General features: G+C 70.8%; 11 protein-coding genes and 2 pseudogenes. 7 read left to right on the top strand and 6 right to left on the bottom strand.

Going from position 1 to position 12,252, the window contains the following annotated elements:
- Positions 1-112 (bottom strand): annotated as a pseudogene (locus tag ACWDEW_RS40460) (esterase); the annotation flags it as partial.
- 186 nt (positions 113-298) lie between these two features.
- Between ACWDEW_RS40460 and ACWDEW_RS40455 the strand changes: the two are divergent.
- Both ACWDEW_RS40455 and ACWDEW_RS40450 read left to right on the top strand, forming a co-directional pair.
- Entirely contained in the window at positions 299-754 is a 456-nt protein-coding gene (locus ACWDEW_RS40455; protein WP_406450814.1) for a MarR family winged helix-turn-helix transcriptional regulator, read from the top strand.
- Positions 755-1,053: 299 nt separating this feature from the next.
- Positions 1,054-2,697 (top strand): MFS transporter, encoded by a 1,644-nt coding sequence (locus ACWDEW_RS40450; RefSeq protein WP_450520059.1) that lies wholly within the window; start codon positions 1,054-1,056, stop codon positions 2,695-2,697.
- A 77-nt stretch (positions 2,698-2,774) separates the two neighbouring features.
- On the opposite strand, the gene ACWDEW_RS40445 is transcribed toward ACWDEW_RS40450, so the two are convergent.
- The 3 genes and pseudogenes from ACWDEW_RS40445 to ACWDEW_RS40435 all read right to left on the bottom strand — a co-directional run bounded on the left by ACWDEW_RS40445 (position 2,775) and on the right by ACWDEW_RS40435 (position 5,544).
- A complete protein-coding gene (locus tag ACWDEW_RS40445) occupies positions 2,775-3,428 on the bottom strand; it encodes a TetR/AcrR family transcriptional regulator (protein WP_450520057.1) in 654 nt (217 codons plus the stop codon).
- Positions 3,429-3,505: 77 nt separating this feature from the next.
- A pseudogene (locus ACWDEW_RS40440) lies at positions 3,506-4,090 on the bottom strand (SGNH/GDSL hydrolase family protein); the annotation flags it as partial.
- Positions 4,091-4,680: 590 nt separating this feature from the next.
- The gene (locus tag ACWDEW_RS40435) at positions 4,681-5,544 is read right to left on the bottom strand and encodes an isocitrate lyase/PEP mutase family protein (protein WP_450520055.1); all 864 of its coding nucleotides are present in this window, start codon (positions 5,542-5,544) and stop codon (positions 4,681-4,683) included.
- 140 nt (positions 5,545-5,684) lie between these two features.
- On the opposite strand from ACWDEW_RS40435, the gene ACWDEW_RS40430 reads away from it, so the two are divergent.
- Complete coding sequence (locus tag ACWDEW_RS40430) at positions 5,685-6,725, top strand: S66 peptidase family protein (RefSeq protein WP_450520053.1); 1,041 nt, start codon at positions 5,685-5,687, stop codon at positions 6,723-6,725.
- A gap of 51 nt (positions 6,726-6,776) precedes the next feature.
- Here ACWDEW_RS40430 and ACWDEW_RS40425 read toward each other — a convergent pair whose 3' ends face one another.
- A complete protein-coding gene (locus tag ACWDEW_RS40425; RefSeq protein ID WP_450520051.1) occupies positions 6,777-7,229 on the bottom strand; it encodes a hypothetical protein in 453 nt (150 codons plus the stop codon).
- 387 nt (positions 7,230-7,616) lie between these two features.
- Between ACWDEW_RS40425 and ACWDEW_RS40420 the strand changes: the two genes are divergently transcribed.
- The 3 genes from ACWDEW_RS40420 to ACWDEW_RS40410 all read left to right on the top strand — a co-directional run bounded on the left by ACWDEW_RS40420 (position 7,617) and on the right by ACWDEW_RS40410 (position 9,857).
- Entirely contained in the window at positions 7,617-8,570 is a 954-nt protein-coding gene (locus ACWDEW_RS40420; protein ID WP_450520049.1) for a helix-turn-helix domain-containing protein, read from the top strand.
- Positions 8,570-9,535, top strand: coding sequence for a hypothetical protein (locus tag ACWDEW_RS40415; protein ID WP_450520048.1), 966 nt, complete (start codon positions 8,570-8,572; stop codon positions 9,533-9,535). The genes ACWDEW_RS40420 and ACWDEW_RS40415 overlap by 1 nt, the downstream gene beginning before the upstream one ends.
- A gap of 70 nt (positions 9,536-9,605) precedes the next feature.
- Positions 9,606-9,857, top strand: a complete 252-nt coding sequence (locus ACWDEW_RS40410) for a hypothetical protein (RefSeq protein ID WP_450520046.1) — start codon at positions 9,606-9,608, stop codon at positions 9,855-9,857.
- On the opposite strand, the gene ACWDEW_RS40405 is transcribed toward ACWDEW_RS40410, so the two are convergent.
- On the bottom strand, positions 9,835-10,650 hold the full coding sequence (locus ACWDEW_RS40405; protein WP_450520044.1) for a phosphotransferase: 816 nt from the start codon (positions 10,648-10,650) through the stop codon (positions 9,835-9,837). The two genes, ACWDEW_RS40410 and ACWDEW_RS40405, sit on opposite strands and share 23 nt — an antisense overlap.
- A gap of 313 nt (positions 10,651-10,963) precedes the next feature.
- On the opposite strand from ACWDEW_RS40405, the gene ACWDEW_RS40400 reads away from it, so the two are divergent.
- Complete coding sequence (locus ACWDEW_RS40400) at positions 10,964-12,235, top strand: MFS transporter (protein ID WP_450520042.1); 1,272 nt, start codon at positions 10,964-10,966, stop codon at positions 12,233-12,235.
- The last annotated feature ends 17 nt before the right edge of the window (positions 12,236-12,252 follow it).

Here is a 12,252-nt window from a genome sequence, read left to right as displayed (position 1 = left end):
TGCGGCCCTCGGCGGGCGTCAGGTCGAAGAGATAGGGCGGGTTCGCGGTCGCCTCGGCGAAGGCCTGGGCCGCGGGTTCGAGGACCGGGCGGGGTGCGGTGTTGTCGGTCATGGCGATCTCTCCTCCGAACGGGTGCCGCGGACGGCTCCGGTGGGGCCCGGGCCGGTGGTGCGGTACGAGGATGAGAGTAGCGCGCGATTAAGTCGTGCACAACTTAAATGTGCTCGATAGGATCGACTGGACCCGAACGATAAGGTGGTGATCGCCCTGAAGAGCACCGGAGCGAGGAGTCGCACCATGAGCCCAGCCGCCGCGGAACCGGCCGAGGGATCGCTGCTCCTCGACGACCAACTGTGCTTCGCGCTGTACGCGGCCTCCCGCGCGGTGACCGCCCGCTACCGGCCACTGCTCGACGAACTGGGCCTGACCTACCCGCAGTACCTCGTCATGCTCGTCCTCTGGGAGCAGGACTCGATCTCCGTACGGGAGTTGGGCGCCGCGCTCCAGCTGGAATCCAGCACGCTCTCCCCGCTGCTGAAGCGGCTGGAGGCGAACGGACTGCTGCGCCGGGAACGTCGGCGCGACGACGAGCGCTCGGTCGCCATCCGGCTCACCGACACCGGCGCGCGGATGCGGGAGCGGGCCGCCGCCGTGCCCGTGTCGATCGGCGACGCGATGGGTCTGACCCCCGACCAGGACGCCCTGGCCAAGCAGCTCCTCCGGCTGATCACGGCCAACGTCGCCGCCGGCTGACCGGCCTCCCACCTGCGCGTTCATGCCCCACGGAGCAGTGTGTCGTCGCCGCTGTTCAGCTTAGTTTGCAGGTCCAACGGCATCTCCAGGACCGGGTCCCCGGTATACGGTCCGAAGCGATTTCCCGCAACGAAATGGCTTACGTCAATGGAGATTCAAGCCGAACAACCACGTCAGCCTCCGGGCCCCGGGACACGACTGACGGAGTCGGCACCGTCACCCCCGTCGTAGCCGCCCGCGGAACGCCACGCGCAGTTCACACCCGGTCAATCAGCCCCGTACGACGTCGAAGAGGTGCCATGCCGACCCTGGTCTCCGAAGTCCCGCCCGCGTCCCCCCAGCCGGACTCCCCGTCCCGTCACGTCACCGCCACCATCCTGCTGGCCTGCCTGGGAGTCTTCGTCTCCTATCTGCCGGTCGTCGGTGTGTCGGTGGCGCTCCCGGTGATCCAGCAGGCGCTGGACGCCTCCACCACCGGGCTCCAGTGGATCACCGACGCGTTCATCCTCCCGACCGCCGCCCTGCTGCTGACCTGCGGTGTCATCGGTGACCTCTTCGGCCGCAAGAAGATGTACCTGATCGGCCTGGCACTGTCCTGCGTCGGCTGTCTCGTCGCCCTCACCGCGCACAGCGTCGTCCAGGTCTGCGTCGGCCAGGCACTCACCGGAGTCGGCACCGCCGCGCTGCTGCCCGCCACCCTCGGCCTGATCAGCCACGTCTGCCCCGACCACCGCAAGCGGGCCGGCGTGATAGCCCTGTGGACGGCCGCCCTCGGCCTCGGCCTGACCCTCGGCCCCCTCTTCAACGGCCTGATCGTCGAACACGCCAGTTGGCGCTGGATCTTCCTGCCCACCCTGGTCATCGGCGCCCTCACGGTCCTGGCCGGCGCCGTCCTCCTGGTCGACTCCCGCTCCGACCGCGAACGCCACCTCGACATCCCCGGCCAGCTCCTCGCGATCGTCGCCATCACCGGCATCGTCTACGGCGTCATCGAGGGCGGCGGCGCTCCGGGCTGGGGCTCGGCTGAGGTCGTGACGGCGTTCGTCGTGGCCGCCCTCGCCCTGCCGGCCTTCGTGGTCGTCGAACTGCGCTCCCGCTGCCCGATGCTGGACATGCGCCTGTTCAAGTCCACGGCGTTCTCCGGGGCCGCGTTCGTCATGGCGCTCACCTTGTTCGCCCAGGTAGGCCTCGTCTTCTCGCTCAGCGAGTACTTCGGCCTCGTCCACCACGCCTCGACCTGGGACATCGGGGTCCGCCTGATCGCCCTCAACGGTTTCACCGTCGTCCTCGGCCCGGTCGTCGGCCGGCTGATGCACCGCTTCTCGCCCGGCCTCGTGCTGGTGACCGGCCTGCTCGTCGGCGGCATCGGGGCGCTCCTGGTCAACCTCTTCGACGCCACCACCGGCACCGGCGAAGCGGCCCTGGTCATCGCGGTGTTCGGCATCGGCATCGCACTCGCGATGGCCCCGATCACCACGATCGCCATGAACAGCCTGCCGCGCCGCCTCGGCAGCACCGCAGGCGCCGCCAACAGCGCGCTCCGCCAGATCGGCAGCGCCCTGGGCCCGGCCATCTTCGGCGTCGTCCTCACCAACCGCACCCTGGACACCCTGCCCGGCCACATCGCCACGTCCGGCCTGAGCCCCGCCGACCAGGGCCAGGTCATCGGCACGGTCAACGGCGTCGGCATCCAGGCGGGCGCCTTCCTGCACCTCAACTCCGGCGAGGCGACCGGCCGGGCACTGGCCGCCTACGGCGCGAGCTTCACCGACGCGCTGCACACCTGCGCCTTCGTCGGCGGAGTCGGCATGCTCGTGGCAGCCGCCGCGGCCCTCGTCACGATCGGCGTCCGCGCCCGCGCCCCGCACGCCGAGACCCCGGCAGAGGCCGCGGCGGCGACGCACCCGGCCGCCGGTGCGACGGCCGTTGGCGAGACCGGCTGACCAACGACCGCTGTTCCAGGGGTGGTTGACCATCGGCTACGACACCGACGGCCAACCACCCCTGTCGTGGGGTTCGTTCAGGCCGAGGCGTCGTCGCTCTCCACCGCGGGGGCGAGGAGATGACAGAGCGAGTCGGCCAACAGACGCAGCGGGTCCGCGGTTTCCAACGGCCACTCGACGGCGATCCATGCGGAGAAGAACGACTCCGTCTGCAGTACGGCCATCAGCGCACGCTGCCGGGCCTCCGCGGGGTCCACACCCCGCCAGCGCCCGAAGTCACCGACCAGCATCCCGACATACCGCTCGTGCGCCTCGACGTACTGCGTCCGGCCGTCGCCCAGACTGCGCAGCGCCGTCGGGGCCGCCGCGTTGGCGACACGGCGGATCGGCGCCATCTCCCGCCAGCGGACCGCGGCCTCCTCCAGCCACGCCCGGATGTCCGCCGGCGTCCACCGGGGCAGCGCGGCCAGATCGGCGTAGGCCTCGCCCATCAGTCCGTACAGGCGCTCCACCAGCGCGTCCACGATCTCGGCCTTGCCGGGGAAGTGGGCGTAGACCGTCACCCGGGTCACCCCCGCGGCCTGGGCGATGTCCTCCATGCGCGCTTCGAGGAAGGGCTTCTCGGTGAACACCGTGACGGCCGCTTCGAGCAGTCGGCGATGGGTGAGGATCTTCTGCTCTTCGCGCAGGTTCCTGCGGGGCGTCGGCTCCATCCGCCCAGTCTCTTGCATGACGCGACTATACGGCGGGTGGGGCGCGGTCTGTTGACCGGTGCTGTTCTGACCTGGTGTTTTGGCGCAGTCGACCGCTACGGCCTGTGGAAGGGCTGGTAGATCTCCCACAGCGCCGACGCCGCCATAACGGACTGGACGAGGGAGTTGGGGTGCGCGGCCCTGGTGTCCGCGGCAGGGGCCAGGGACTCGATCCACCGTTCGTCGCGGGGCCGGCACATGTCGTGGCCGATCGTCGGCGTATAGGTGCCCGCGAAGGACGTACCCGCCCCGGCGGCCGCCGCCTGCCGCTCCAGTGCCCGGTTGGCCTTCTTCGTGGTGTCCCGCAGATAGGCGAAGTCGCCCTTGGCGAAGGAGACTTCGGGGCAGGCGACGCCGTCGTCGGGGAAGAGCGCGGGATATCCGACGACGATCACCTTCGCGTGCGGGCTGCGCCGCCTGATGCCGGCGAGCACATCGCGGACGCGCCCCTCCATGGTGGCGACGCGCTCCTCCAGCGCGTCCCTGCCGTCCGCCGTGAAGTACCGCTCGCACGGACTGCCGTCCCGGTCGGAGGAGGCGACGCGCGCACAGGTGGCGAGCACGCCGGAGAAGCCGACGTCATTGCCGCCCAGCGTCAGGGTGACGAGTCTCGTGTCGGAGGTGAGGGCGTCGATCTGCGGAGGCCTGCTGCCCCGGGCGTTCCAGAAGTCGCGGGTGGTGGCACCGCTGCAGGTGACGTCCTTGAAGGCGCGGCCCGGCGACGGCGAGGGATCTGGCGATCAGGCTGGGGCAACTGCCGCTCGTACGGTCGCACTCCGCGTCCTTCACGCCGGCCAGCACGGCGCCCGAGGCGTAGGAATCGCCGAGCGCGACGTAGCGGGACCCGCCGCCGGTACCGACCACCGGGGTCCCGGCAGACGTGGACGCCGATGCGGACACGGCCGAGATCGGGGTCGCCGTCGGCGCGCTCAGCGTGAACGCGGCGGCCGAGGTGACCACAACTGCCGTGGCGGTACGGAGATTTCGCGACCGTCGGCCGGGGAATGGGGGCAATCCGAACAGGGGCCCAACGCCTCCGCGCTCTCGTGGACTGGGATCGCCGCGGCGCACTGTGCTGCCGGCGCCGCGGCCTGCCGGAGAGCGGGCGGCCGGCTCCGTCGAGCGGCCGCGCGCTTTCTCGATGTGATCGAGGCTATGGCGGGGGCGCGACGCCGGCCTCGTGCCCCGGGACGATCACCGAGTCCAACCGGAGACAGAGGACTGCGTCGGGTCAGCCGCGGCGAGTGCCCTGTGTGCCCTGTGTTCCCTGGAGATTGCGGGTGAGCAGTTCGACGGACTGGGGTACGCCGACTCGGTCGTCCCCCGCCTCCGGGAGCCGTCCGTCGGTCGCTTCGAGGTCGGTCAGGGCCTTGTCCATCGCCTCGTGCGCGGCGAACAGACAGGGGGTGCTGTAGATCGCGACGTCCACGCCCAGTTCCGCCAACTCGCCCAGTGACAAGCGGGGAGAGCGGCCACCGGCGATCTGGTTGAACAGCAGCGGCTTGTCGCCGATGGAGTCGCGGATCCGGCGGATCGCGTCGACGTCGCGCACCCCGTCCACCAGCACCACGTCGGCGTCGGTGGCGGCGAGCGCCTTGGCCCGCGTGAGGATCTCGGCCTCGTCGGTCGCGTCGGTCCGCGCCACCACGGTCAGATCGGTGGTCCGGCAGGCCAGCACACGTTCGAGCTTGTCGAGGTACTCGTCGAGCGGGAGGAGCTGTTTGCCCGCCACGTGACCGCACCGGCGCGGACGCTTCTGGTCCTCCAGGATCACCCCCGAGGCACCGGCCCGCTCCAGCCGCCGTACGACATGACAGGCCACCTCCGGGTCGCCGTAACCGTCGTCGATGTCCACGAGCAGGTGATGGCGGGGGAAGGCCCAGCGGAGCCGCTCCGTGAAGGCCACGATGTCCGGCCAGGCGATGAAACCGATGTCCGGCAGGCCGTAGAAGGACGCCGCGAATCCGAACCCGGAGACGAAGAGGCCGTCGTAGTGCTGGGCGGCGATCGACGCCGAGTACATGTCGTACACGCCGATCAGAGGCGTCGTGCCGGAAGCGGTGATCGCGCTGCGCAGTGCGCTGCCGTGAGGCATGAACGGGTCCTCTTGTCTTTGGTGGTGGTTGTGATGTGTGTTTGCGCAACGATCGATATGTTTTTGGGGTTACGCGGGTGCGCAGGAGAGCGGGTGGTTAATGAGTGGCGTGGTGGTGCGGGCGCCTGCAAACTGCCCCGGTGACCCGTACCGTCCCGCCCCAACTGCTCCGGCCCCGGGCCCTGGTGCCCGGCGACCTCGTCGTCATCGCCTCGCTGTCCGGGCCGTTGCACGCCGTCTACGAACCCGACCTTGAGCGGGCGGTGGCCGTGTTGGAGCGGATGGGGTTCCGGGTGCGGCGGGCGCCGCTTCTGCAGGCCGGGCGGCAGCGTTGGTGGAGTGCGGCTCGGCCGGTGGAGATCGCCGAGGAGTTCAACGGTCTGCTGCGTGATCCCGAGGTGCGTGCGATCGTCGCGCACGACGGCGGTCAGACGGCGCTCGGTTACCTCGATCTGATCGACTTCGAGGCGGTCGTCGCCGACCCCAAGCCGGTCCTCGGCTACAGCGACATCTCGCTGCTGCATCTCGTACTCCACGCGCGCACCGGTCTCGTCGGCTTCCACGCCGACTTGGCCACCCCTGGACTCGGCGGCCACTGGCAGAGAGCGTCGGCGTCGCGCCAAGTAGTGCTGGAGCGGCTCTACTTGAGGCTGCTGACCGGCGACGGGGCGATCGGCGCGCTGCCGGCCACCCCGTCCTGGGAGTGCTGGCGCCCCGGTCGCGCCGAAGGCCCGCTGATCGGCGGAGTGATCAATCGCATCGTGTTCGCGCAGGCGACGCCGTACGCGCTGCCGCTCGAACGGTTCGACGGCGCCGTGCTGTTCTGGGAGGAGATGGGCGGCCAGGCGGCGTATGTGTGGAGCTATCTGCACGTGCTGCGGCACTGCGGCATCCTCGATCGGATCTCCGGCATGGTCGTGGGCGTCCCGCACGAGATCGACGGGCTCGGGACACCTGGCGACGGGTCCCCGACTCTCCGGGAAATCGTTCTCGACGTCCTTGGCGACCGTGACATCCCGGTCCTGGGCAATGTCGAGATCGGGCATGCCGGGCCGAACCTGCCGATGCCGGTCGGTGTCCGTGCCCAACTGGACGCCGGGCAGCGGACGTTGTCGTTGCTCGAACCGGCGGTCCTCGTTTCTCGGGCCGACCTCCCGTCCGCCGCGAGGTCCGAGGGGTGACGTGCCGGCGGCGTCGAGGACACTGATATGGGTTTGCTGGCCGACGTACCGTCAGATGTGCACCCAGCGCCCCGACTTCCGCGGTTTCCGGCAGTAGGCCCTCACGCGGGTCACCAGTTCGTCACGGACCCCGGGGGCCGGGTCAGGCGGGTGGTCGACGCGCATGTGCGGGGCGAACAGCACGCTGTGGCGGGAGACGAGATGGAAGGTCGCGAGCACGTCCTGGACGGGCAGACCGTAGTACGCCCTTCTGCGGGACGCGGTCTGCACCTCCAGCAGGTCCTCGGCCGTCGGTTCCACATCCAGGGCGAGGCCGCGCAGCACATAGCCGAGGCGGACCCGCACCGTCCGGCGCTGTTCGGCGAGCGGCATCGCCGCGTACGAGGGGAGCTCGCGTCTGATGTCGTCGGTGAGCTCGACGCTGAGTTCGTCGAGCCGGGACTGCAGCGACTCGCAGAGCAGGCGCAGCGGATGCCCGTCCGGCCGCACCGCGGAGGATGTCACGTCCGACACTGACGAATCGCCAACGAGTTCGTGTCAAGCGCGCTCACCCGGAGTGACAGGGGCATTGTGTGTGTGAGTGGCGGGCCGGTATGTAGCCGACGGTATTCGCCGAACAGGCAACGGAGTTGTCGCACCATGAAGCCGTAATGACTGTGCAATTCCTTTCTCCACCTGACGGGATGAAGCAAGGCATCGCGAAGTGGTGCGACTCGACACGGACGAGGACGAGGGCGACGGCTCGGCGACCCTGACCCTGCCTTGCCTACCCGGAGTTGGGTCAGGCTGCGGGTGCGATTGCTGCCCATACTGAGTTCCGTGAACGGAGAAACGCAGCTCGGGGATTTTCTGAAGGCTCGGCGTTCTCACCTCCGTCCTGAGGACGTCGGGGTGAGCACCTACGGGGAGCGGCGACGCGTGCCCGGTCTCCGGCGCGAGGAACTGGCGCTTCTTGCGGGGATGAGCGTCTCCTACTACACGCGGCTGGAACAGGGACAGTCGCCGAGCGCGTCGCCGGAAGTACTGGACGCGCTGGCCGGAGCTCTGCGGCTCGACGAGCCCGAGCGGCGGTATCTGCACGATCTGGCCCGCACGGGCAGACAGCGCCCCCGGGGCCGGCGGCTCCCGCCCGAGCGGGTGACGGAGGAGAACGCCCAACTCCTGGACATACTGGGGGACACTCCCGCGATCGTGCAGGGCCGGTGCGCCGATGTGCTGGCGTGGAACCGACGAGGGCACGCGCTGTTCGCCGGGCACCTCGACCCCAGAGCCCCGGACCGGCCGGCCGAGCGTCCCAACCTGGCCCGGCTGGTGTTCCTGGACCCGCACACCCGCGACCTGTACGCGGACTGGCCGAGCAAGGCCAGGGCGGTGGTGGGCAACCTCCGGCTGATGGCGGGCCGGTTCCCCGACGACGCGGCGCTGCACGCGCTGGTGGGTGAACTCAGCGCCAAGAGCGGCGAGTTCGCCTCGATGTGGGCCGATCACCGCGTCAAGTCGCACATGTTCGCCTCGTACGACATGAACCATCCGCTGGTGGGCCCGCTGACGGTCGTACAGCAGAGCCTCGGTCCCGGGCGCGGCATCAGCCTCGTCGTCGCCACCACCCCGGCCGACTCACCATCGCGCGCGGCGCTGGCCCTGCTCGCCCGGCCGCCGTACCGGCGGAGTCCGCGTCTGTCCGGTCCCGGGTCGGCGCGGACCGACTCCGCCCCCGGGTCGCCATGGACTGACTCCGCCCCCGGCGGCCATCCTCCCGTGTTCCCCGTCACCACCGCCTCGGCACGTTGCTGCCGCATGCCCGAAATCACCTGCCGAACCGACCTGTCCGAAGGAACCAACTGATGCTCAAGACCCTTACCAAGTCGGCCCTGTCCGCGGCCGTCGTCGTCGCGACCGTCACCGCCGTGCTCTCCCCGGCTCCCGCATCGGCCGCCTCCGCGCCGCTGAGCGACGCACGGATCGCCCGCCACTTCGACCTGGCCGAGGGGCAGACCCCGGAGAACATCGCACTGGCCCCGGACGGCAGCGCCTACGTCACCTTCGCCGCCGCCCGCCAGATCGCCCGCCTCTCGCCCAAGGGCGCCACCCGGATCCTGGCCACCCTGCCCGCGCCGGCGGACGGCGGGGTCCACACCCCCGTCCTGGGCTTCGCGCTGACGTCCGGCATTGTCCGGGCGCACGACGGGACGCTGTACTTCCTCTACGCCACCGGCACCGCCGACCTCACCGGCGTATGGCGGCTGCGGCCGGGCGGCGTACCGGAGCGGATCGCCGCGCTGCCGGCGGACGGACTGCCCAACGGCCTGGCGCTGGACGCCCGTTCGCACACCCTGTACGTCACCGACTCCGTGCTCGGCACCGTCTGGACGGTGCCCGTCTCCGGTGGCACCCCCACCGCCTGGTCCACCGCCCCGGAACTGGCGTCGGCCGGCTTCCTCGGTGCCAACGGCCTGAAGATCCGGGGCAAGGCGCTCTGGGTCACCAACCTCGACCAGGGCACCGTCGTAAGCATCCCCGTCCTCCGGGACGGCCGCGCGGGCCGGGTCCGCACCGAGGCCACCGGCCTGCCGGGGATCGACGACTTCGCCTTCACCGGGCGCGGGGACCAACTGCTCGCCACCGTCAACGGTTCGAGCGAGGTCGTCCTCGTCGAGCCGCACATCGGCAACACCGTCGTCCTGACCAAGGCCGACGGGCTGCGGAACCCCACCTCCGTCGCCCTGCGCGGCGACAGGGTCTACGTCCTGAGCGCGGCCTACGTCACCGCCGAGGACCCCAACCTGTTGCTCGCCCACCTGGACCGGTAAGCACGTCGGCAGACGTAGCAGGTGATGAACGGCCTGGGCCGCGGCCGGCGGGGCGGCGGCCCTGGTGCTGGTGACGGCGACCGGGGCGCACGCGCAGGGGCGGGGCGATGTCCGGGTGGTGAAGACCGTCGTCAACGGCGGCGGCAACGTCATCGTGGGCACGGCGCAGACGGTCCGCCACCCGGTCGACATCACTGTCAAGGACAACTCGGGGGTGAAGGGGCTCACGCACGGGTGTGTCCCGTGGGCCGTCGCACAGGCCCACGGGACACGGCGCGCGGCGCGGACATCCTCGCCCGTCATCCCAACAGGGCGGCGGTGAACACTTCGTGCTGAGCCGCCAGCCACTCCTGGACGCGGTCCCAACGCTGCCAACCGCCGCGCTCGGACAGCGCCCTGGTGAAGACGGGGTCACCGTCGGCCACTCGGTCGGAGACGAAGGTCCGGCAGGACGCGGTGGCCTGTTCGATGACGGTGGGCAGTTCGGCGCGGTCCTGCGGGGAGAGGCCGTAGCTGTCGGCGAGGATCCGCAGTCGCGTCGGGTCGTCCAGTCCCGCGGGGTAGGAAGGCGCCGCGGACGTGGGATCGAGCAGGGGAACCCAGTGGCGGGCGGTCATGGCGACGTCCCACACCGCTCGGCCGGGGGCCGCCAGGTCGAAGTCGATCAGGGCTGCGGCACGGCCTTCCCGTAAGACGACGTTCTCCGGGCACACGTCGTTGTGGCACAGCATCGTTCCTCCCGCCGGGTCGGCAAAAGACCGGGGCCACTCGACGTGTTCGTCGACCGGGATGTCGGCGCCGGCGTCGTGCAGGCGCCGCAGCAGGACTCCCACCGATCTCAGCGCGGTCCCGGTCATCGCCCACCCCGGAAACGGCGGGAGGGCTACGTCGCCGGGTATGAAGGTCAGCTGCTCGCGGCCGTCGGCGGTGAGACCGACCGGCCGCGGGGCCGCGTCGAACCCGCGCTCCTCAAGCGCGCGGAGATGGGCGTGGAGGGCGCGCGCGGTGGGCGGCGCCGGGCGTTCCACCACCGCACCGTGGCGGAAGACCGCGCCCGCGTTCGCCATACCGCCGACCAGGGCTTCGCCCGCTGCCGTCCCCTCCTCCGCCGTCATGCCGATCACGCTACTGTCGGGTCGGCCGTGTTGGGGACGGTCCAGCCGACAGCCGACAGCCGACAGCCGACAGCCGACAGCCGACAGCCGACAGCCGCGAGCGCCGACGGGGGTTCGGCTCGTCCGGCGGGGGACCGGGGCCCCGGGTCCGGTCAACGGAACAGTGCGCGACGGCGGCTCCGTGGCTTTCCACACTGTCAACTGACAGCCCGATACCACCGGATCGCCCGGGCCGTCCGACTGTGTGTCAGGTTCGGTCGCGTGGCGGAGAGCCCGACGGACCGGCGATCCATGCCTCGTCTGGAGTGTGTGCGTGCCGGCCCATCCTGTACTCGGTCCCCCCGTTTCCCACAGGCGGCGGACGCGAGCCCGGAACCTCTCCCTGCTGACCACCGCGCAGACCCTCTACCAGTGCGGTATCAGCGTCGACCTCACCCTGACCGGGTTGGCGGGCTACCGACTGGCCCCCGTCCCGGCGCTGGCCACGGTGCCCTTCGCGTTGATCAGCGTCGGCTCGTGGGCCGTGACCTTTCCGGCGTCGCGCTTCATGCGGAGGTTCGGCCGCCGGGCGGGCTTCCGCACCGGCTCCGGTGCGGCCGTGGTGGGTGGGCTGCTGTCGGCTACGGCGCTCTGGGGACGTTCCTTCTGGCTGTTCTGCGCGGGTGTGTCGCTGATCGGGATCTACCAGGCGTTCGCCGGCTACTACCGGTACACCGCGGCCGACATCTCCGAGCCGGACCGGAAGAGCAGGGCGATCTCGACGGTGCTCGGCGGTGGCATCGTGGCCGCGGTGGCCGGTCCGTTCATGGCGACCGCGCTGAAGGACGTGCTCCCGGTCGAGTTCGCCGCCTCGTATCTGCTGGTCACGGCGCTGGCCCTGGTGTCCGTGGGCGTGACCTCGCTGCTGTCGGTGGACGAGACACCCCCCTCGTCCACCGACGCGGGGGACTCCACCGACGCTGCGAACTCCGGCGAGGCGGCGGTGACCGAGGCGATCCGCACACTGGGGAAGATCGCCCGGCAGAGCGTGTTCCTCACCGGTGTCACCGGGATGTGCACGGGCTACCTCGTCATGACCTCCGCGATGACCGGCGCCCCCATCGCCTCCTCGGAACACAGCCACACCATGGCCGAGGGCGCCCGGATGATCCAGTGGCACATGGTCGGCATGTACGGAACGGCCTTCTTCTCGGGGCGGCTCGCCCGCCGGTTCGGGGCCGCCCCGACACTGCTCGGCGGGACGCTGGTCACGACGGCGGGGACGCTGGCCGCCGTGACGGGGACCACGCAGACCCACTTCATGGTGGCGCTGGCCCTGATCGGTGTCGGCTGGAACCTGATGTACGTCTCGGGCAGCACCCTGCTGGCCGCCTCCTACAGACCCGAGGAACGCTCCGCCGTGCAGGGCGTCGGGGAGGTCTTCACCCTGGGCGGGTCCGCGCTGGGCGCACTGGCCGCCGGGCCACTGCTCGCCGTCATCGGCTGGACGCATACCAACGCCGTCTACCTCGTACCGCTGGCGGTCTGTGCCGGCGTCACCGCCTTCCATCTGCGTGCGGCCGGTCCGCGCGCGGAACAGCCGTAGTCCGATCCCGACAGGAA

The sequence above is a fragment of the Streptomyces sp. NPDC001100 genome, assembly GCF_053598575.1.
This window is presented reverse-complemented; position numbering and strand designations above follow the sequence as displayed.